This is a genomic window from Dactylosporangium fulvum, assembly GCF_025137375.1.
Lineage (GTDB): Bacteria > Actinomycetota > Actinomycetes > Mycobacteriales > Micromonosporaceae > Dactylosporangium > Dactylosporangium fulvum.
The window spans coordinates 9,495,962-9,516,556 of the sequence record NZ_CP073720.1; the positions used below are offsets into that span (position 1 = coordinate 9,495,962).

Annotated in this window: 16 protein-coding genes; 6 read left to right on the forward strand and 10 right to left on the reverse strand. The window is 71.9% G+C overall.

Going from position 1 to position 20,595, the window contains the following annotated elements; all coding sequences use genetic code 11:
- Positions 1-75 precede the first annotated feature (75 nt).
- Positions 76-975, reverse strand: coding sequence for a Ppx/GppA phosphatase family protein (locus Dfulv_RS43735; protein WP_319805849.1), 900 nt, complete (start codon positions 973-975; stop codon positions 76-78).
- A 56-nt stretch (positions 976-1,031) separates the two neighbouring features.
- Entirely contained in the window at positions 1,032-1,535 is a 504-nt protein-coding gene (locus tag Dfulv_RS43740; RefSeq protein WP_259859704.1) for an amino-acid N-acetyltransferase, read from the reverse strand.
- Between the two features lie 54 nt (positions 1,536-1,589).
- On the opposite strand from Dfulv_RS43740, the gene Dfulv_RS43745 reads away from it, so the two are divergent.
- From Dfulv_RS43745 to Dfulv_RS43755, 3 genes are read left to right on the forward strand one after another with little or no spacing between them, the layout of a single operon-like run.
- Positions 1,590-2,045, forward strand: coding sequence for a cellulose-binding domain-containing protein (locus Dfulv_RS43745; RefSeq protein WP_259869362.1), 456 nt, complete (start codon positions 1,590-1,592; stop codon positions 2,043-2,045).
- A 42-nt stretch (positions 2,046-2,087) separates the two neighbouring features.
- A complete protein-coding gene (locus tag Dfulv_RS43750) occupies positions 2,088-2,822 on the forward strand; it encodes a hypothetical protein (RefSeq protein ID WP_259859705.1) in 735 nt (244 codons plus the stop codon).
- Between the two features lie 14 nt (positions 2,823-2,836).
- Positions 2,837-3,781: a phosphotransferase gene (locus Dfulv_RS43755; protein WP_259859706.1), complete on the forward strand. Its 945-nt coding sequence runs from the start codon at positions 2,837-2,839 to the stop codon at positions 3,779-3,781.
- On the opposite strand, the gene Dfulv_RS43760 is transcribed toward Dfulv_RS43755, so the two are convergent.
- The 5 genes from Dfulv_RS43760 to pdxR form a co-directional block, all read right to left on the reverse strand.
- A complete protein-coding gene (locus Dfulv_RS43760; RefSeq protein ID WP_259859707.1) occupies positions 3,758-4,273 on the reverse strand; it encodes a DUF501 domain-containing protein in 516 nt (171 codons plus the stop codon). The two genes, Dfulv_RS43755 and Dfulv_RS43760, sit on opposite strands and share 24 nt — an antisense overlap.
- Positions 4,270-4,701: an FtsB family cell division protein gene (locus Dfulv_RS43765; protein ID WP_259859708.1), complete on the reverse strand. Its 432-nt coding sequence runs from the start codon at positions 4,699-4,701 to the stop codon at positions 4,270-4,272. Before Dfulv_RS43765 ends, Dfulv_RS43760 begins: the two co-directional genes overlap by 4 nt.
- A 171-nt stretch (positions 4,702-4,872) precedes the next feature.
- Positions 4,873-6,150 (reverse strand): phosphopyruvate hydratase, encoded by a 1,278-nt coding sequence (gene eno, locus Dfulv_RS43770; protein ID WP_259859709.1) that lies wholly within the window; start codon positions 6,148-6,150, stop codon positions 4,873-4,875.
- Between the two features lie 370 nt (positions 6,151-6,520).
- A complete protein-coding gene (locus Dfulv_RS43775) occupies positions 6,521-8,134 on the reverse strand; it encodes a DUF885 domain-containing protein (protein WP_259859710.1) in 1,614 nt (537 codons plus the stop codon).
- Positions 8,135-8,150: 16 nt separating this feature from the next.
- Positions 8,151-9,515, reverse strand: coding sequence for a MocR-like pyridoxine biosynthesis transcription factor PdxR (pdxR, locus tag Dfulv_RS43780; RefSeq protein WP_259869364.1), 1,365 nt, complete (start codon positions 9,513-9,515; stop codon positions 8,151-8,153).
- Between the two features lie 74 nt (positions 9,516-9,589).
- Here pdxR and Dfulv_RS43785 point away from each other — a divergent pair, with 74 nt between their 5' ends.
- Positions 9,590-10,624: a DMT family transporter gene (locus tag Dfulv_RS43785; RefSeq protein WP_259859711.1), complete on the forward strand. Its 1,035-nt coding sequence runs from the start codon at positions 9,590-9,592 to the stop codon at positions 10,622-10,624.
- On the opposite strand, the gene Dfulv_RS43790 is transcribed toward Dfulv_RS43785, so the two are convergent.
- From Dfulv_RS43790 to mfd, 3 genes are read right to left on the reverse strand one after another with little or no spacing between them, the layout of a single operon-like run.
- On the reverse strand, positions 10,588-11,529 hold the full coding sequence (locus tag Dfulv_RS43790; RefSeq protein WP_259859712.1) for a MazG family protein: 942 nt from the start codon (positions 11,527-11,529) through the stop codon (positions 10,588-10,590). The genes Dfulv_RS43785 and Dfulv_RS43790 overlap by 37 nt on opposite strands.
- A 5-nt stretch (positions 11,530-11,534) precedes the next feature.
- Complete coding sequence (locus Dfulv_RS43795; RefSeq protein WP_259859713.1) at positions 11,535-12,308, reverse strand: SurA N-terminal domain-containing protein; 774 nt, start codon at positions 12,306-12,308, stop codon at positions 11,535-11,537.
- Positions 12,309-12,343: 35 nt separating this feature from the next.
- Positions 12,344-15,928, reverse strand: a complete 3,585-nt coding sequence (gene mfd / locus Dfulv_RS43800) for a transcription-repair coupling factor (protein WP_259859714.1) — start codon at positions 15,926-15,928, stop codon at positions 12,344-12,346.
- Positions 15,929-16,181: 253 nt separating this feature from the next.
- Between mfd and ppc the strand changes: the two genes are divergently transcribed.
- On the forward strand, positions 16,182-19,007 hold the full coding sequence (gene ppc / locus Dfulv_RS43805) for a phosphoenolpyruvate carboxylase (RefSeq protein ID WP_259859715.1): 2,826 nt from the start codon (positions 16,182-16,184) through the stop codon (positions 19,005-19,007).
- Positions 19,008-19,035: 28 nt separating this feature from the next.
- A complete protein-coding gene (gene cysC, locus Dfulv_RS43810; RefSeq protein WP_259869371.1) occupies positions 19,036-20,580 on the forward strand; it encodes an adenylyl-sulfate kinase in 1,545 nt (514 codons plus the stop codon).
- The last annotated feature ends 15 nt before the right edge of the window (positions 20,581-20,595 follow it).

Genomic DNA, 20,595 nt, shown 5'->3' on the forward strand with positions numbered 1-20,595 from the left:
CCTGCGCTGACACAAATCCGACAGCCGGCGCCGCCGCTCCCGGGCACATGCGATCCAAGATCGCGCCGAGGCGGGTCAGGTCACGGAATAGGCGATGCCGTCCAGGATGTCCGATTCCGAGGCGATGACCGAGTCGGCGCCCGACCGTTCCAGGATGATCCGCAGGATGAGGGCGCCGGCACCGATCACGTCGGCGCGGCCCGGGTGCATGACCGGGCTGGCGAGCCGCTGCTCGGCGGTCGCCGCCAGCAGGTCCGCGGTCACCTTCGCCACGTCGGCGGTGGAGATCCGGGCACGGTGAATGCGCTCGGGATCATAGGCCGGCAGGTGGAGCGCCAGACCCGTGACCGTCGTCACCGAGCCGGCCAGTCCGACCAGCGTGCGGGCCCGCTTGCCGTCGACGGCCGCCAGCGCGCGGTCGACCGCCGCGGTGATGTCCGCCTCGGCCGCCGCGATCTGGGCCGCGGTCGGCGGGTCACCGTGCAGGTGCCGCTCGGTCATCCGGACGCAGCCGATGTCGACGCTGATCGCCGCGTCAACGCCGGTCGAGCCCACGACGAACTCGGTCGAGCCGCCACCGATGTCGAAGACCAGGAACGGCGGCTCGGCGGCCAGGCCCCGAACGGCGCCGGTGAACGACAGCCGTGCCTCCTCGTCGCCGGTGATCACCTCGGGCGCGAAGCCCAGCACGCTCGTGACCATCTGCTCGAAGTCGGCCGCGTTCGCGGCGTCCCGCGACGCGCTGGTGGCCACCATCCGGGCCGCCGCCACGTCCGCGGCGGCGATCTCCGCCGCGTAGTCGACGAGGGCGAGCCGGGTCCGCTCGATGGCCGCCGGCGACAGCCGCCCGGTCCGGTCCACACCCTCACCGAGCCGCACGATCCGCATCTGCCGGGTGACGTCCGACAGTTGCCCGCCGTCGACGTCGGCGATGAGCAGACGCACCGAGTTGGTCCCGCAGTCGATCGCAGCCACACGCTTCACACCGCTCACACCGCTCACACCGCTCACACCGCTCACACCACGAAAGCCTACAAATGCAGCAGCATACGCGTGTTGCCGAGGGTGTTGGGTTTGACCCGTTCGAGGTCGAGGAACTCCGCGACACCCTCGTCATACGAGCGCAGTAGCTCCTCGTAGACCGAGTGGGTGACCGGCGTCCCGTCGATCGGCACGAAGCCGAACGAGCCGAAGAAGCGGGTCTCGAAGGTCAGCACGAACACGCGCCGCACTCCGATGTCACGTGCCGCGCTGAGCAACTCGGTCACGATGCGGTGACCGATCTTGTGCCCGCGGATCAGCGGGTCGACCGCCACGGTCCGGACCTCGGCCAGGTCCTCCCACATGACGTGCAGAGCGCCGCACCCGACGATCGTGCCGTCGGTGTCGCGCTCGGCCACCCAGAACTCCTGCACGGCCTCGTACAGCGTCACCATGGGCTTCGACAGCAACCGCCGGTCCGCGACGTACATCGCCACCAGCCGCCGGATCCCCCGCACGTCGGCGGTCCGTGCCCGCCGAACGGTTACCTCCATGGCGGTAAGGGTAGTTGCGCGCGGGTGTGGCATCTGACACGTGACCGGGTGCTGATGGTCACCACGGCGGTGATGGTCCTCGTGGCGGGCACCATGACGGTCTTGTATCTGACCAAGGACGGCACACCGCCGCCAGAATCCGCCCATACCACCGGGCCCACCCCGACAGCGAGCGCACCACCGTCCGCTGCCGCCGCCGGCACGCAGCCCATGAAGGCCGGGTACGCCGTACGCAGCAAGTGGAAGGACGGCTTCAACGCCGAGGTGACGGTGACGAACCTCGGCGCCCAGCCGGTCGAGGGCTGGACCGTACAGCTCGAACTCCCCGAGACCGTGGACCTCACGTCGACGTGGGGCGCCAAGATCGAGCAAAAGGCCAAAACCCTGACCCTGCGCTCGCAGTCCTGGAACACGTACCTGGAGGCGGGTGGCACGCTCCGGATGGGCTTCGCGGCCAAGGGCGAGGCGGCCCAGCCGACCAAATGCACCATCAACGGGTCACCCTGCTGACAGTTCGTTGCCCGCCCGGTCGCCGGGGACCACATTGTGCGCATGCATCGAGCCAGTTCCCGGATCCTGACCGTGGCCACCGCTTCCGTACTCGGCGCCGGTGTGCTGGGCTGCGGCGTGATCAACCAGGTCAAGCAGACCGTCGACAACGTCTCCGCGATCAGCGACCTCGCCGACCGCATGGGCAAGTCGGGCCAGCTGACGTTCACCGCCGAATACAAGACCGACGACGGCTCGGCCACAACCGTGGTGCAGCAGCCGCCGAAGGCCGCCTACCTGGGCAAGGAGGGCCGCTTCATCCTCACCGAGGACACGCTGCTGTCCTGCTCCGGTCCCGCGAACAAGACGGTGTGCCACAAGAGCCCGGTCCAGACCGGTCAGCTCTCCTCCGCCGACCAGGCCGCCTACCTGTCGGCGGTCGCCGGCGGCGGCTTCATCAACACCGAGATGGCGCTGGCCCTGATGACCGCCGCCGCGGTGGTTCCCGGCGTGAAGATCGCGCAGAACACCGCCACGATCGCCGGTCAGAAAAGCGACTGTCTCGATGTGACGGGAATCCCGAAGGACAGCGACCCCAACGCGGTCACCGCGAAGGAGTTCCATGTCTGCGTCGCCGAGAACGGCCTGCTCACCCGGTTCAAGGGGGTCGGCACGGACGACAAGCAGCTCGGTGTGGAACTGACGAAATACAGCGAGCAGGTCGACCCGCAGGCGTTCGTGGCGCCCAAGGGTGCGAAGATCATCGAAGGCACGGCCCCGCCTGCGCCGGGCAACTGACGTACCTTGTCGGGGTGCTCACGCCACCCCGAGGGCTTCCCGACGACGCGCTCTCGTCGCTGCTCGTCCGCGAGTGGGGACTCACCGTCAAGTCGCTGACGTATCGGGCGGTCGGCTTCGGCAGCCACCACTGGGAGCTCGTCGACACCTCGGGCTCCCGGTGGTTCGTCACCGTAGACGAGCCGGCCGACGCGGACAAGCTGCACGCATCCCTGTCCGTCGCGGTGGACCTGCGGGCGACCGGGCACACGTTCGCCGTGGCGCCCATCCCGACGGTCGGCAACCAGCCGATGCTCCGGCACGGGCCGTTCGCCGTCGCGGTCTACCCGTTCGTCGACGGCACCAGCTTCGACTGGAACGCCTTCGCCGGGCCGGAGCACCGCCAGGCCACCCTCGACATGATCATCCAGCTGCACACCGCGCCGCCGATCGTCCGGCGGCACGCTCGTGTCGACGACTTCGCCGTGCCGCATCGGGACGAGGTCGAGCAGGCACTCAAACAGCCGGGGCCGGACTGCGGGCCGTACTCGACGGCCGTCGCCGACCTTCTCGTCGAGCACGCCGAACCCTTGCGGAGGGTCCTCGCGCGGTACGACGAGCTGGTCCTCGGGAGCCGGGCCGAGCCCGTGCGCGCCGTCCTCACGCACGGCGAGCCGCACTCGGGCAACACGATGCGCACCCCGACCGGGTGGCGGCTGATCGACTGGGACACCGTGCTCGTCTCACCCCCGGAGCGGGACCTCTGGCTGATCGAGCCGGGCGACGGGTCGATCTTCGCCGCCTACGCCGACGCGACCGGGGTGCTGGTCCGCCCATCGACGATCATGCTCCTCCAGCTGCGGTGGGCGCTGTCCGACATCGCCGTCGAGATCCGCCGGTTCCGCCGTCCCCACACCGGCACCTCGGACGACGCCGAGGGCTGGGAGATCCTGCGCTCAGTCGTCACCCGGATCGACTGACACGCACGGGCCGGCCGCCCACCAGGCGCCCGCCTGCTCCCGGGTCTCGTCGCCGAACGGGTTCACCCCGGGCCCGACGGCAAGTGCATGCCCGAGATGTACGTGCAGACACTTCACCCGCGTCGGCATGCCCCCGGCCGACACGCCGGCGATCTCCTCGACGTGCCCGATCTCCTCGCGCCGGCGCAGGTAGTCCTCGTGCGCCCGCGCGTAGGCCTCCGCCAGCTCCGGATCCTCCGCGAGCCGGGCGTTCATCGTCTTCATCAGCCCGGCCGACTCCAGCCGGCTGCACTCCTGGACCGCCCTCGGGCACGTCAGGTAGTACAACGTCGGGAAGGGCGTGCCGTCGGGCAGGCGCGGCGTGGTCTCCACGACGTCGGGCAGCCCGCACGGGCACCGGTGGGCGACGGCCCGGGTGCCCCGCGGCCTGCGGCCGAGCTGCGCCTCGACCACCGCCAGATCCTGCTCGGTGGCCTTCTCGGGTTCGCTCACTGCTTGTCCGCCGCCTCGACGCTCGACCACAACTTGCCATACCACGGCCGGGGGGCCTTCTCCGCGCCCGGCACGTCGGCCGGGTCGGTCTTCGTGGCCCGGTCCGGGTCGACCACGACGTACGACTTCTCCCCCGGCAACACCATGTGCAGCCGCTGCCGGGCCTGGCTGATCACGTATTCCGGGTCGTCCCACTTCTTCGCCCGCGCCGCCATCTCGGCGACCTTCGCCGCCTGCCGCTCCTGGCTCTGCTCCAGGGCGGCGATCTCGGCCTGCTGGGCGAGGTAGACCCGCACCGGGTAGGCGTAGGCGAGCAGCAGGACCAGCAACACGAGGCTCAGCACGATCGCCCGGCTGGTGAACCGCCGCGGCTGCGGTGCCCGGGTCCGCAGCGCCGTGCCGCCGGCCGACACCGCCCGTCGCGCCACGGTCGGCCGGGCCGGGGCACGTCCCCCGCCGGACCGCTGACCGCGGGGCGCCGAGCCGCGTGAAGGCGCGCTGCGCCCGCCCGGCCTGGTGCGCTGCTGCATTCCTCCCCCAGGTGGTTCACTGCGTCTGCGGCCCCCATGATCAGGAGGCCGCAGACGCAAAAAATCGCACTAACGGTACCGCGGGAAGGCTCCCCGACCGGCATAGCGCGCCGCGTCGTCGAGCTCGTCCTCGATGCGCAGCAGCTGGTTGTACTTCGCGACGCGCTCGGAACGCGCCGGCGCACCGGTCTTGATCTGGCCGCTGCCGACGGCGACGGCGAGGTCGGCGATCGTGGTGTCCTCGGTCTCACCCGAGCGGTGGCTCATCATCGTGCGGAAGCCGGCGCGGTGCGCCAGGTCGACGGCGTCGAGCGTCTCGGTGAGCGAACCGATCTGGTTCACCTTGACCAGCACCGCGTTGGCGGTGCCGGTCGCGACGCCGCGGGCGATGCGCTGCGGGTTGGTGACGAACAGGTCGTCGCCGACGATCTGGATGCGGTTGCCGAGCGCGTCGGTCATCGCCTTCCAGCCGTCCCAGTCCTCCTCCGACAGCGGGTCCTCGATGGACACGATCGGGTAGGAGTCGACGAGCTGCGTGTAGTACTCGATCATCTCCTCGGCCGACTTCGAGGCACCCTCGAACGTGTAGCCGCCGTCCTTGTGGAACTCGGTGGCCGCCACGTCGAGCGCGAGCACCACGTCGGTGCCGAGCGAGTAGCCGGCCTTCTCGACGGCCTCGGCGATCAGGTCGAGCGCGGCGCGGTTGCTGTCGAGGTTGGGCGCGAAGCCGCCCTCGTCACCGAGGCCCGTGGCGAGGCCCTTCTTCTTCAGCACCGACTTGAGCGAGTGGTACACCTCGGCGCCGGTGCGCAGCGCCTCGCGGAACGTCGGCGCGCCGATGGGCGCGACCATGAACTCCTGGACGTCGACGTTGGAGTCCGCGTGGGCGCCACCGTTGAGGATGTTCATCATCGGCACGGGCAGCAGGTGCGCGTTGGGGCCGCCCAGGTAGCGGAACAGGCTCAGGCCGGCCGAGTCGGCGGCGGCCTTCGCGACGGCGAGGGAGACGCCGAGGATGGCGTTGGCGCCCAGCTCGGACTTCTCCGGGGTGCCGTCGAGGTCGAGCATGGCCTGGTCGACGAGGCGCTGCTCGGTGGCGTCGAAGCCGCGGACGGCCTCGGCGATGCGCTCGTTGACGTTCTCGACGGCCCTCTCGACACCCTTGCCGAGGTAGCGCTTGCTGTCGCCGTCGCGCAGCTCGTTGGCCTCGAAGGCACCGGTGGAGGCGCCGGAGGGAACAGCCGCACGGGCGAGGGTGCCGTCGTCGAGAACAACCTCGACCTCGACGGTCGGGTTGCCCCGCGAGTCGAGGATCTCCCGCGCGCCGATTGCTTCGATAGTGGCCACTGTCGTGGAACCCCCTACGTTGGAACGGTGTGTCCGGCCGCCACGGTGCGGCAGCTTGAGCCTATCCCGGGGCACGATCTTGCGACGCCGCGGTCCGCGCCCCCTCGCGTTGCGCCACCCACCACGGGCCGGCGCCCTCCCCAGTTGCGATCTTGACCGCGCACCTCTCGGTGTGTCCGGAAATCGGCGCACAAATCCGCCCCGGCCACAGAATTTAATCCGGAGCCGCTCCCGCAGGGCAGACCGCTGGCGGCTGGCGGCTGGCGCGTCTTACCGCAGCCGGTTGAGAGCGGCGGGGCAAGACCGAGGGCTTCTCACCTCGGCCAGCCGACAACGGGGCGGTCGCTCTTGAACGTGAGCCACGAGCCGGTCAGAGGGACAGCAGCGTGCGGAGGTGGCGCGGAGGCGGGGAGCCGTGCGCCAGCATGCGGTCGTGCCAGTCGCGCAGCGACACGTCCGAGGGGCGTTCGCGGGCGATCTCACTCACCTCGGTGTAGCCGACGAAATACGTCGACAACTGCGTCGAGCTCAACCGTGCCCGCCGCCACTTGCCGGCCGCCTCGCCGTCCTCCTGGAAGCCCCGGCCCATCATCAGGGCCATCGCCTCGTCCTCGGTCATGCCGTCGCAGTGGATGCGCTGGTCGATGATCGCGTTGATGCTCATTCTCAACTGCATCTTGAGCTGCTGCAACCGCACCGGGAGGCCGCCGAAGCCCAGCGTGGCCATGAGCTCCTCGGCGTAGACCGCCCAGCCCTCGACGAACGGGCCAGACCAGCCGATCGCGCGGGCCCGGGTGCGGCCGCGGAACCGGCGGGCATGGGCGAGCTGGAGGAAGTGGCCCGGCGTCGCCTCGTGGACGGTGAGGTCGCGCAGCATGTGGTGGTTGTACTCGCGGTAGAACGACGCCACGCGGTCGGCGGACCAGTCCGCGGGGGTCGGCGAGATACAGAAGAACGTCGGCAGCTCGGAGGGCTCGAGCATGCCGGGCGGGTCGCAGTACGCCACCGCGACGCCCCGCGCGAACTCCGGCATCTCCATGATGACCAGCGGGTCGTCGACCAGCGTGACGAGGTCGTGCGCCCGGACGAACCCGGTGGCCTCGTCGAGCGACACCTTGGCCAGGTCGACGATCGTGTCGTTGTCCGGCACGTCGGCGGCGAGCCGCGCGAACGCCTCGCGCACGGTGTTGTCGCTCTCCGGCCCTCCGGTCAGCTCGGCGGCAGCGGCGCGCAGCTCGGCACTCACCCGGTCGAGGTTGGCCTCCGCGCGCTCCAGCACGGTCGCCGCCCCCAGCTCGGTGTCGAGCGTGTGCCACAGCCGGGCCTCCCACAGGCGGCGGCCCAGACGGGGGTCGCGGTCGGACGTGTCGAGCCGACCGCGCAGCCAGCCGGCGAAGGCGTCGAGCTCGGCGGCGGCCCGCTCCTGGAGCGGCCGGATCACCTCGGTCAGGCCGGGCGCCTCCTTCAGCAGCTCACCCAGCTCCTCGCGGACCAGGCGGGCCGTGCCCGAGAACTGCACGACGGCCGTCTCCACGTGGACGCGCGGCGACTCCTGGAGGACCTCACGGGCGGTGGACAGCACATCAGGTACTGCCGAAAGCCGCGCCGCGACGGCGACCAGACGCTCCTCGGCCGGCGCGAACGGCCGGGAGATGAGCCCGTGCAGCAGGGTGCCGGGATTGTGCGCGAGCGGGTTCCACTCGTGCTCGCGAACCTCGGTCCGCTCGAACAGCATCCGCTCGACGCGGGCCAGCAGCACCGCGTGGTCGACCTGCTCCTGCACGTCGAGGGTGTCGAGATCGATCTGGCTGAGTGCGGCGGAGGCGTCGCGCAGCATGTCGACGTCGCCGGCGACGCCGTCGGCCGAGTAGTCCGGCAGCCGGTCGTCGAACCGGTGGTCGCCGGCCGACGCGGCGAGCCGCGGATCTACCTCCAGCAACGCGTCGGCGATGTGCTCGGCCAGTGGCACGAAGTCATGCGGCATTCCAGAACCGTATCCCCTACACGAGGCCGGCGAGGGTGCGAACCGCCCTCGCCAGCTCGTGCGGGGTGTGTGCGGCGTAGCCGAGCACCAGGCCGGCCGGGCCGCGGCCGCGCTGCCGCAGCGACGACAGCGCGAGCGGCCCGAGACCGGCCGCCGCCGCGCGCTCGGCCACGGCTCGGTCGTCGACCCCCGGCGGGAGCTCGACCACCAGGTGCAGGCCGGCCGCGATGCCGCCGATGCGGGCCGTCGGCAGGTGCCGGCGCAGCGCGGCGACGGCCGCGTCGCGGCGCTCGCGGTGCAGGCGGCGTGCGCGGCGCAGGTGGCGGTCGTACCCACCGCCGGCCAGGAACTCGGCGAACGCCAGCTGCTGCAGCGACGGTCCACCGTTGTCGGCGTCGGCCTTGGCCGCGCGCAGGTCGGGCAGCCAGGCCTGCGGCGCGACGAGCCAGCCGAGCCGCAGGCCGGGGGCGAGGACCTTGCTCACCGACCCGACGAGGGCGACGCGGTCCGGCGCGAGGCCCTGCAGGCATGCCACCGGCTCACGGTCGTAGCGGTACTCGGCGTCGTAGTCGTCCTCGATCACGAGCCCGTCGACCCGGCGTGCCCATGCGACGAGCTCGGCCCGCCGGCTCGGTGCCAGGACGACGCCGGTCGGGAACTGGTGCGCCGGGGTGACGACGACCGCCTTGGCTCTCGTCCGGCCGAGCGCCCGCACGTCCAGCCCTTCGCCGTCAACGGGGACCGGCACGACGTCGAGCCCGAGCCGGGTCAGGTGGTCACGCAGCGCCGCCGGGCCGGGGTCCTCCAGCCCCACACGCTTCATGCCGGCGGTCAGCAGCGCATTGGCGAGCAGCGCGAGCCCCTGGGTGACGCCGGCGGTGACGATCAGGCCCTCCGGCGGCACCAGCGCGGCGCGGACCCGGCCGAGGTAGCCGGCCAGCTCACGGCGCAGGCGGGGCACGCCGACCGCGTCGGTGTAGTCGAAGTCGGCGTCGAGCGCGCCGGCCAGTGCCGTCTCGTAGGCGCGCCGCCACGCGGTTCGCGGGAACATCCCCAGGTCTGGCACGCCCGGGCGCAGCGGGGCCACGGTGGTGGGGCGGTCGGGCGCCTCGCCGCGCTGCTTGGGCATGGTGGTGACGACGTCGGCGACGACGGTGCCCGAGCCGCGGCGGGTCAGCAGGCGCCCCTCGGCGACCAGCTGCTCGTACGCCCCGACGACGAGTCCCCGGGACACACCCAGGTCGGCGGCGAGGTCACGCGTGGAGGGCAGCCGGGTGCCGGGGGCGAGACGTCCCCGCGTGATGGCGTCCCGCAGCGCGCCGACCAGCTGATCGCCGACGCGCGGCCGGCTGCGGTCCAGCTCGACCAGCGCCTCCCACACCGACAAGTGGTCCTCCAAATCCGGGCATCGGTGGCACTGTAGCGTGGACCATTGACCGCCGTACGTTCGGCGCCATGACCCGCCGTTACTCCGCCTACTGCGTGTTGACCTGCGCGATTCTCGGCGGCTCGTTCACCGTAAGCCGCTCGATCGTCGACTATCCGATCCTCACCGGGCAGGCGCTGCGGTACGCGCTGGCCGCACTCGCCCTCTTCGGGCTGCTGCTGTTCCGGGACCGGTTGTGGCCCACGGCGCGGGAGTTGGTGCGACTGGCGGCGGTCGCGGCGACCGGCCTCGTGCTGTTCAACGTGTTGCTGCTCTTCGCGCTACGCCACGCCGACCCCGCGGTGATCGCCACGATCGTCGGAGCCAGTCCCCTGCTGCTGGCGCTGCTGGGCCCGCTGCAGGAGCGCCGCCGCCCGACGCCGCAGCTCGTGGCCGCGGCGACCGTGGTCGTGGCCGGCGCCGGGATCGTGCAGGGCTTCGGCGACTTCGACGCGCTCGGTCTGGTCGCGGCGGTCGGCGTACTGCTGTGCGAGGCGGCGTTCTCGCTGCTCGCCGCGCCCCTGCTGCCCCGGCTCGGCCCGCTGCGGGTGTCCGCGTGGAGCACGCTGCTCGCCGTTCCGCTGCTGCTGCTCGCGCTGCCCTTCTCCGGTGAGCGGCCCCGGCTCCCCACCGGCGGGGAGACGGCCGCGCTGGTCTTCCTGGGCCTGGTGCTGACGGTGGTCGCGTTCGTCTGCTGGTACTCCGGGGTGGCCGGCCTCGGCGTCGAGCGCGCCGGCGTGTACGTCGGCCTGGTCCCGGTGTTCGCGCTGGCGACGGTGTCCATCGTGGACGGTGTGCTGCCGTCCGGCGTCCGGGTGGGCGGCGTCCTGCTGGTGGCCTCCGGCCTGGTGCTCGGCGCGCGCCGTGCCGGACGTGTCCAGGAGAGCGCATGGGAAGCACCGCGCGCGTCCTCGGCGCCGGCGGGATCACCGGCGTCGCCCGGCAACTCGGCTACGTGGGCGCCCCACCGCTGCTGCAGATCAACGAGGGCCTCGGGAAGCCGGCGGTGCTGCGTGATCCCTACGCGTCATGAGCGCTCGGCGCGGCGGACGGCCTCCATGTAGGACAGCGCCGTCTCGCGCAGGGCCGCCTCGGCGTCGGCGCCCTCCGCCTGGGCCTTCGCGACCAGCGCGAACAGCTTTGCGCCCAGGTTGTCGCCGGACGGCGGCGGGACGTCGAGGCCGGCGCGGGCGACCCGCTGGAGGAGCTTCGCGGCGAGGGCCAGCGCCGGCTGCGAGAGGGCGACGCCGTCGACGGCCGAGTCGCGGGCCTTCTCGGCCTTCTTGATCTGCTCCCAGTTGGCGATGATCTCGTCGATGTCGCCGACCACGGTGTCGGCGAAGACGTGCGGGTTGCGCCGGATGAGCTTGTCGACCAGGTCGCCGGCCACGTCGTCGATGGTGAAGCCGGCGGTCTCCTCGCCGAGCCGCGCGTGCAGGACGACCTGGAGCAGGACGTCGCCGAGCTCCTCGCGAACCGCCTCGGTGTCGTCGTCGCGGATCGCGTCGTACAGCTCGTAGGCCTCCTCCAGGAGGAACGGCGCCAGGCTGTGGTGGGTCTGGGCCCGCTTCCACGGGTCGCCGGCCTCGGGGTGCATCAGCCGGTCCATCACCGTCACCGCGTCGAGCAGCCGCGCGCCGGGCGGATCCCACGAGCCGTAGAGCAGCTCGAGCTCGGCCAGGCCGGGCTCCCGGGCGAGCCGCAGGCCCAGCTCCCGGGCCAGTTGCTCGTCGCCGTCGGGTGCGGCCAGCCAGACCACGGTGCCGTGCTCGGCGATGGCGGCGAGCAGCGAGTCGGCTGTGGCGGGCACGACCGTGACCGTGGCGCCGGCGGCCCGCAGGGCCTGTGCCTGCTCGGACTCGGCTGCGGCGAGGACCGGATGCGCACGGACCAGGTCCCACGCCTGCGCGGTCAGCACCCCGGCGGGCAGCCGGGGCGACGTCACCAGCAGGACCACCCTTGCCGACACGGACGTCAGGCCTCCTCTACCGGCACTTCGCTGTCGCTCGGGAAGGCTACGTCAATCGGCGTGTCGCCGCCTTGGAGGGCCAGCATCACCGGCATCACGAGCCCGCCGTAACGCGGGTTGACCGTCACGTGGGCCGTGCGGACGGCCTCGGCGAGGGCCTGCTGCGCCTGGAACGCCGCACCGATCTGGGTGTTCTGCTTGAGGCCGGCGATGACCTGCTCATACGACACGACGTCGGGCACCTGACCGATCTCGTCGAGCGCGTCGTAGAACCGGCCGGCTTCGTCGTTGCTCGGCACCCGCTGCGCGCTCCCCTGGAGAATCGCCTCGAAGGCCGGCCAGTAGTCGAGCCACAGCCGCACGTATTCGTCGGAGGCGGGCAGGCCGAAGATGTCGGTGAACGGCGGGGGACCGAACGTGGTGAGGTGCCGCTCGGCCAGGATCCGGTCGGTCACGTCCCCCCAGACCATCAACGACAGCACCTGGCTGGCGCTGGTGTGCACGATCGGCAGCATGGCCTCGACCGGCACCTCGGGGTATTCGTCGGGCCCCTTGCCCGCCTTGATCGCGTCCATCCGCGCGTCATACGCCTGCTTGCGGGCCACCAGGCGCTGCTCGGCGACGTCGTTGACGGACCGGACGATCGCGTCGACCTCGGCGACGGTGATCTTCCGGTCGCCCACGTAGGCGGCCACGGTGGGCGCCGAGCGGCAACCGGCCAGCGAGACGCCGGCGAGGACGGTGGACACGGCGACGAGCGCCAGGCGACGGACACGCATAGTGGACCACCATCTCACGTGCCGTAACGTCGATCTCATGCGGCTGGGGAGCCGAGGACGGTCGTGAGCAGCTCGGCGGCCCAGTCCAGCAACTGGGTGTCGCGCATCGGCTCACCACCGACCCGGCGGGTCGACGGGCGGGGCAGCGAGACCGTCTCGGCGGCCGCCTTGTAGACCGCCTCCGGGTAGAGCCGCTTGAGCCGCATCTGCTTGGAGTCGGGCAGCTGCAGCTGGGCGAACCGGATGTGTTTGCCCTGCAACGAGACGTCGGTCAGCCCGTGCGCCCGCGCGAGGAACCGGAACCGCGCGACCGCCAGCAGGTTGGCCACCGGGAGCGGGGGCTCGCCGTAGCGGTCCTTCATCTCGGCGACGATCTCGTCGAGCGCGGCGTCGTCCTTCGACCCGGCGATCTTGCGGTAGATCTCCAGGCGCAGCCGCTCCGCGGCGATGTACTCCAGCGGCAGGTGCGCGTCGACCGGCAGGTCGATCTTGACGTCGACCTCCTCCTCTTCCGGCCGCTCGCCCTTGAACTGCTGGACCGCCTCGCCGACCATCCGCACGTACAGGTCGAAGCCGACGCCCTCGATGTGCCCGGACTGCTCGCCGCCGAGCAGGTTGCCCGCGCCGCGGATCTCCAGGTCCTTCATCGCCACATACATGCCCGCGCCGAGCTCGGTGTGCTGGGCGATCGTGGCGAGCCGCTCGTGGGCGTGCTCGGTGAGCGGCTTGTCCGGCGGGTAGAGGAAGTAGGCGTAGGCCCGCTCGCGGCCCCGGCCGACGCGGCCGCGGATCTGGTGCAGCTGGGCGAGGCCGAGCAGGTCGGCGCGCTCCACGATGAGGGTGTTGGCGTTGGGGATGTCGATGCCGCTCTCGACGATCGTGGTGCAGACGAGGACGTCGTACTCCTTCTCCCAGAAGCCGACCATGATCTTCTCGAGGGCCTCTTCACCCATCTGACCGTGCGCGACCGCGACCCGCGCCTCGGGGACCAGCTCGCGCAGCCGGCGGGCGGCGCGCTCGATCGACTCGACGCGGTTGTGCAGGTAGAAGACCTGGCCGTCGCGCAGCAGCTCGCGGTGGATCGCCGCGGCGACCTGCTTGTCGTCCTGCGCGCCGACGTAGGTGAGCACCGGGTGGCGCTCCTCCGGCGGGGTCGCGATGGTCGACATCTCGCGGATGCCGGTGATCGCCATTTCCAGGGTGCGCGGGATCGGCGTGGCCGACATGGTCAGCACGTCGACGGAGGCGCGCAGCTGCTTGAGGAACTCCTTGTGCTCGACGCCGAAGCGCTGCTCCTCGTCGACGATCACCAGGCCGAGCTGCTTGAACCGGGTCGCGGTCTGCAGCAGCCGGTGGGTGCCGATGACGATGTCGACGGTGCCGTCGGAGACCTTCTCCATGGTCAGCTTCGTCTCGGTCGGGGTCTGGAAGCGCGACAGCTGACGGACCTCGATCGGGAACTGTGCCACCCGCTCGGAGAAGGTGTTGAAATGCTGCTGGGCGAGCAGGGTGGTGGGCACCAGCACGGCGACCTGCTTGCCGTCCTGCACGGCCTTGAACGCGGCCCGCACTGCGATCTCGGTCTTGCCGTAGCCGACGTCGCCACAGATCAGCCGGTCCATCGGGATCGCCTTCTCCATGTCGCCCTTGACCTCTTCGATGGCCGCGAGCTGGTCAGGGGTCTCGTGGTAGGGGAACGCGTCCTCCAGCTCACGCTGCCAGGGTGTGTCGGGGCCGAAGGCGTGGCCCTGCGAGTTCTGGCGCACCGCATAGAGCTGGATGAGCTGCGCGGCGATCTCGCGGACCGCCTTGCGGGCGCGGGACTTGGCCTTCTGCCAGTCGGATCCGCCCATCTTGTGCAGGGTGGGCGCCTCGCCACCGACGTAGCGGGAGAGCTGGTCGAGCTGGTCGGTCGGGACGAACAGCCGGTCGCCGGGCTGGCCGCGCTTCGACGCCGCGTATTCGATCACGAGGTATTCCCGGTCGGCGCCGTTGACGGTGCGCTGCACCATCTCGACATAACGGCCGATGCCGTGCTGCTCGTGCACCACGAAGTCGCCGGTGCGCAGCTCGAGCGGGTCGATCTGGTTGCGGCGCCGGCTCGGCATCTTGCGCATGTCCTTGGTGGACGCGCCACGGCCACCGGAGATGTCGGTGCCGGTGACGACCGCCAGGCGGGCCGCCTCGTCGAGGAAGCCGTTGCCGAGGGAGCCGGTGGTGACGGTGACGACGCCGGTGCGCGGCGGGGTGTCGACGGTCTCCGCCAGCGTCACGCCGAGGTCGGCGGCGCGCAGGACCTCGGCGGCACGCTGGGCCGGGCCGGAGCCCTCGAAGACGAGCGCGATCCGCCAGCCGTCGCCGGAGAGCCGCTTGAGGTCGTCGACGACCCGCGCGGTCTCGCCGTGGTAGAGCGGCACCGGCTGGGCGGCCAGCGAGATGGTGATCGCGTCGTCGGTGACGGTGGTGCTCTCGTCCTCCTCGCCGAGTCGCCACGGCTCGACCTCGCGGACGGTGTCCTCCGCGGCGGCGAACGGGCTGAGTGACCACCACGGCTGCCCGAGCGACGCCGCGGCCGCACGGACGTCGCCCAGGTGGCGGAACGCCGCGGCGCCGAGGTCGATCGGCGCCTTGCCGCCCACGGCGGCCGCCGCCCAGCTGGCCTCCAGGAACTCGTCGCTGGTGCGGACGAGGTCGTGCGCCCGGGTGCGGATCCGCTCCGGGTCGCACAGCAGCACGTGGGTGCCCTCCGGCATGGTGTGCAGCACCAGCTCGAGGGAGTCGGTGCCGCCGAGCAGGGCGGGCGCGAGCGATTCCATGCCCTCCACGGGGATGCCCGCGGCGAGCTTGTCGAGCATCTCGGCGAGCTGCGGGTGGTCGGTGGACAGCTCGGCCGCGCGGGACCGGACCTCGTCGGTCAGCAGCAGCTCACGGCACGGCGGCGCCCACAACTGCTCGACCTTCTCGATCGTGCGCTGGTCGGCGACCGCGAACGAGCGGATCTCCTCCACCTCGTCGCCCCAGAACTCGACGCGCAGCGGGTGCTCCTCGGTCGGCGGGAAGACGTCGAGAATGCCGCCGCGGACCGCGAACTCGCCGCGCTTGGTGACCAGGTCGACGCGCGCATAGGCCAGCTCGGCCAGCCGGACGACCAGGTCCTCGAGATCGGCCGACACGCCCGGGCGCAGCTCGATCGGCTCGAGATCGCCGAGGCCCTTGAGCTGGGGCTGCAGCACCGAGCGCACCGGCGCCACGACGACCCGCGGGCAGGGCGCGGCGTCGGTCGGGTGGGCGAGGCGGCGCAGCACGGAGAGCCGCTTGCCGACCGTGTCGGAGCGCGGTGACAGCCGCTCGTGCGGCAGAGTCTCCCAGGACGGGTAGACCGCCACCTCGCCGGGGTCCAGCAGGCAGCCGAGGGCGGCGGCAAGGTCCTCCGCCTCCCGGCCGGTGGCGGTCACCGCGAGGACCGGCCGCTCGGCGGCGATGGCGGCGGCGACGAGCGCACGCAGCGACGGCGGCCCGGTCAGGTCGACCTGGTCGGCGTGCCCGGCGCGGGCGAGGTCACGGGCCCGGGCCAGGCCCGGGTCGGCGAGGGCGGCGGAAGTGAGACCGGCGAGCTTCATGGTGGTGTGGAGACCCAATCTGCACGGCAAACAGCCCCGCGCCCGGAACGGACGGGGGTGGTCGATGCGGGTACCAGAGTATCTGCCCGGTATGACACCTCGCCCGGCTCGTCACCGAGCGTGAGAGGCTGGGTGTAAAGAGAGATGACTCACCGAGCGCGCCCGGGGTGACGCGACAGCCGATACGATGCCGGTGAAATCGGACAGCGCCGTCCCCCAGCCGAGCCGAAGTCACATTGAGGGGACGTTTTCCATGTCCGCAGAAGCACCCGCGTCGAGCGCCGCCGACGCAGCGCTCCGCGCCGACATCCGCCGGCTCGGTTCACTGCTCGGACAGAGCCTTGTCCGCCAGGACGGCCAGCAGCTGCTCGACCTGGTCGAAGAGGTCCGTGCGCTGGTCCGCACCGACCCCGAGGAGGCCGCGGAGCGGCTGCACGGGCTCGACGTGGTGACCGGCACCCAGCTCGCCCGCGCCTTCTCGACGTATTTCCACCTGGCCAACATCACCGAGCAGGTGCACCGTGCCCGCGAGCTGCGCCGCATCCGGGTCCGCGAGGGCGGCTGGCTGGAGCGGGCCGCCAAGCTCATCGCCGACCGCGGCGTCGGGACGCGCGAGATCGGCTCGATCGCCTCGAAGCTCGCCGTGCGCCCCGTCTTCACCGCGCACCCCACCGAGGCCGCCCGCCGCTCGATCCTGACCAAGCTGCGAGCCGTCGGCGACGAGCTCGACGCCGAGGCGGTCGCCACCGCGCTCGACGGCTCGCTGGAGCCCGACAAGACCCGCACGGCGCGCACCGACCGGCGCCTCGCCGAGCTGCTCGACCTGCTGTGGCAGACCGACGAGCTGCGCCTGGAGCGGCCGGAGCCGTCCGACGAGGCCCGCAACGCCGTGTACTACCTCGCCGACCTGGCCGAGGGCGCCGCGCCCCAGGTGCTCGACGACCTCTACGAGACGCTCAAGGATCTGGGCGTACAGCTGCCGCCGACGGCACGGCCGCTGACCTTCGGGTCGTGGATCGGCGGCGACCGGGACGGCAACCCGTTCGTGACGCCGGCGGTGACCCGGGACGTGCTGCTCATCCAGCACGAATACGGCATCCGCATGGCCGAGGGCGTGATCGACGAACTGATCGACGAGCTGTCGGTCTCGAAGCGCCTGCGCGGGGTGTCGCTGGACCTGTCCGCGAGCCTCGCGGCCGACCTCGACAACCTGCCGGAGCTGCCGGCCCGCTTCCGCCGGGTCAACCTCGAGGAGTCCTACCGGCTGAAGCTGCGCTGCGTCCGGCTGAAGCTGCAGCACACCCGCGACCGGCTGGCGACCGGCACCCCGCACAAGCAGGGACGCGACTACCTCGGCACCGCCGAGCTGATCGCCGACCTGGAACTGATGCGCGCGTCGCTGGCCCGCAACGGCGGCGCGCTGCCCGCGACCGGCAAGCTCGCGTCGGCGATCCGCACGCTGTCCGCGTTCGGCCTGCAGCTGGCCACCCTCGACGTGCGCGAGCACGCCGACGCCCACCACGAGGTGCTCGCCCAGCTCTACCGGCGGGTCGGCGAGGTCGACTACCCGTCGCTGGACCGCGGCGCACGCCGTCAGCTGCTGATCAACGAGCTCACCGGCCGACGGCCGCTGGCCACGCGCGACACCTCGCTGACCGACAGCGCGCGCAAGACGTTCGACGTGTTCTCCGCGATCCGCGAGGTGCAGGACCGCTTCGGGCCGGAGGTCATCGAGACGTACATCATCTCGATGACGCAGGGCATCGACGACGTCCTCGCCGCCGTGGTGCTGGCCCGCGAGTGGGGCCTGGTCGAGGTGAGCGCCGGCGGCGGCTTCGGAGGCGCGTCGATGGAGTCGGCCCGCGCCCGGATCGGTTTCGCACCGCTGCTGGAGCAGGCGCGGGAGCTGGAGATGGCCGGTGAGATGCTCGACGACCTGCTGTCGATCCCGGTGTACCGCGCGATCGTGCGCGCCCGCGGTGACGTGCAGGAGGTCATGCTCGGCTACTCCGACTCCAACAAGGACGCCGGCATCACCACCTCCCAGTGGATGATCCACAAGGCCCAGCGGCAGCTCCGCGACGTCGCCGCCCGGCACGGCGTGCGGCTGCGGCTCTTCCACGGCCGCGGCGGCACCGTCGGGCGCGGCGGCGGGCCGACCCACGAGGCCATCCTGGCCCAGCCGTGGGGCACGCTCGACGGCGCGATCAAGGTGACCGAGCAGGGCGAGGTCATCTCCGACAAGTACACGCTGCCGGCGCTGGCCCGGGAAAACCTGGAGCTGACCCTCGCGGCCGTGCTCCAGTCCGCGCTGCTGCACACCGAGCCCCGTCAGCCCGCCGAGGCGCTCGCCCGCTGGGACTCGGCGATGGAGACCGTGTCGACGGCCGCGTTCGTCAACTACCGGGCGCTGGTCGAGAATCCGGACCTGCCCGCGTACTTCTGGGCGGCCACCCCCACCGAGCTGCTCGGCGCGCTGAACATCGGCTCACGCCCGGCCAAGCGGCCGAACGCCGACGCGGGCCTGTCCGGCCTGCGGGCGATCCCGTGGGTGTTCGGCTGGACCCAGTCGCGGCAGATCGTGCCCGGCTGGTTCGGCGTGGGCAGCGGGCTCAAGGCCGCACGGGAGGCCGGCCTCGGCGACGTCCTGCGCGAGATGCACGAGAAGTGGCACTTCTTCGGCACGTTCCTGTCCAACGTCGAGATGATGCTGGTCAAGACCGACCTGCAGATCGCGTCGCGGTACGTCGAAACGCTCGTCCCCCAGCAGCTGCGGCCGATCTTCGACGTCATCCGGGAGGAGTACGAGCGGACGGTCGAAGAGGTGCTCGCGATCACAGGCGAGTCGGAGCTGCTGGACCGCCAGCCCGTCCTGCAGCGCACGCTCAACGTCCGGGACAGCTACCTGCAGCCGCTCCATCACCTGCAGGTCACGCTGCTCGACCAGTACCGTGCGAGCAAGGTCGCCGACAGCGGCTCCTGGCCCGGCGGCCGCAAGGCCTCCCCCGACCCGGCGCTCGAGCGGGCACTGCTCACGACGGTCAACGGAATCGCGGCAGGCATGCGGAACACCGGTTGACCGCTTTGGCAGACTGTCCGACGTGGCTGTGAACGGTTGGGCTGTCGATGGATGGGCGTTGCCGGACGAGGTGCTACGGGACGCACCGACCTATACGCCCAAACCATCGGAGATCGCCGACCTCGAACTGCTGCTGTCGGACGCGTATACGCCGCTGACGGGCTTCCTCGGCTCGGCGGACCTCATCGCGCTGCGGCGCACCGGCCGGCTCGCCGACGGCACGACCTGGCCGGTGCCCGTGACGCTGGAGGTGCCGCGCTCCCTCGCCGAGCAACTCGACGTCACCAACCCGCTGCGGCGGGTCCTGGTGCTCGCCGACCTGGAGGGCGCGCCGATCGCGGCGCTGGACGCGACCGAGGTCTACCCGGCGCGCAAGACCACCGCCGGGATCGCCGGACGGGTCCGGCGTCTCGGCGACGGTGGGCACGGCGCTTTCCGGCGGATGCGGCGCACTCCGGCCGAGGTCCGCGAGACGCTGCCGGCCGGCCGGATCCTCGGCGTGATCGCCGACCGCCCGCTGCACCGCCCGCAACTCGCCCAGATCGCCCGGGCGGCCCGGACGCTCGCGGCGCACCTGCTGGTCCTCGTGCCGGTCGACAGCCCGGGCCCCGACGGACTCGCGCCGGAGGCCCTGGTCCGGTGCGTGCTGGCGGCCCGCGACCGGATGCCGTCGTCCACGATCGTGGCCCTGCCGCTGCCGCACCACGAGGGCGACGACATCCGCGACGCGATGCTGCGGACCCGGGTGGCCGCCGCCTACGGGGTCACCCACCTCCTGGCCTCCAGCGAGTCGATGCTCTCCGGCGGCGGTCTCCGAGTGTTGGTACCTCGTGAGCTCGCCTACGACGGCCGCGACGGGCAGTGGCGGTCACTCGACGACATCCCGCCCAAGCACCGCCGGCTCCCGCTGACGGCGGCGGAGATCGAGGACCACCTCGACCGCGGCACGATCCTGCCCGAGTGGCACACCCCACCGGCGGTCGCCCGCGAGCTGGCCCGGGCCCGGCCGCCCCGCCGCCAGCGCGGCCTGGTGGTCTTCTTCACCGGCCTGTCCGGCTCCGGCAAGTCCACCATGGCCACCGGCCTCGCCGACGCGCTGCAGGAGTCCGGCGAGCGAACGATCACCCTGCTCGACGGCGACATCGTGCGTCGTCACCTGTCCGCCGGCCTGGGCTTCTCCGCCGAGGACCGGGACACCAACATCCGGCGGATCGGCTGGGTCGCCGCCGAGGTGGGCCGCCACGGCGGCGTGGCGATCTGCTGCCCGATCGCGCCGTATCGGGATTCGCGGGCGGCGGCCCGGGAGTTCGCCCGTAACGCGGGCGCCGGTTTCGTGTTGGTCCATGTGTCGACGCCGTTGGCCGAGTGCGAGCGGCGCGACCGCAAAGGGCTCTACGCCAAGGCACGTGCGGGCCTGATCAAGGGCATGACCGGAATCGACGACCCGTACGAGGTGCCGCTGGACGCCGAGCTGACGATCGACACGACGGGCCTGTCCCACGGCGAGGCCGTCACGACCGTGCTGCGGTACCTGGGCAGCAACGGCTGGCTGGACCCCCGCCCGCTGCCCTGACCCACCCCGGCCCCG

Bases quoted from the DNA above. Each gene is read 5' to 3' on its own strand.
- Dfulv_RS43740 (WP_259859704.1), bottom strand. From the start codon at position 1,535: ATGGAGGTAACCGTTCGGCGGGCACGGACCGCCGACGTGCGGGGGATC.
- Dfulv_RS43745 (WP_259869362.1), top strand. From the start codon at position 1,590: ATGGTCACCACGGCGGTGATGGTCCTCGTGGCGGGCACCATGACGGTC.
- Dfulv_RS43750 (WP_259859705.1), top strand. From the start codon at position 2,088: ATGCATCGAGCCAGTTCCCGGATCCTGACCGTGGCCACCGCTTCCGTA.
- Dfulv_RS43775 (WP_259859710.1), bottom strand. From the start codon at position 8,134: ATGCCGCATGACTTCGTGCCACTGGCCGAGCACATCGCCGACGCGTTG.
- Dfulv_RS43785 (WP_259859711.1), top strand. From the start codon at position 9,590: ATGACCCGCCGTTACTCCGCCTACTGCGTGTTGACCTGCGCGATTCTC.
- Dfulv_RS43795 (WP_259859713.1), bottom strand. From the start codon at position 12,308: ATGCGTGTCCGTCGCCTGGCGCTCGTCGCCGTGTCCACCGTCCTCGCC.
- mfd (WP_259859714.1), bottom strand. From the start codon at position 15,928: ATGAAGCTCGCCGGTCTCACTTCCGCCGCCCTCGCCGACCCGGGCCTG.
- ppc (WP_259859715.1), top strand. From the start codon at position 16,182: ATGTCCGCAGAAGCACCCGCGTCGAGCGCCGCCGACGCAGCGCTCCGC.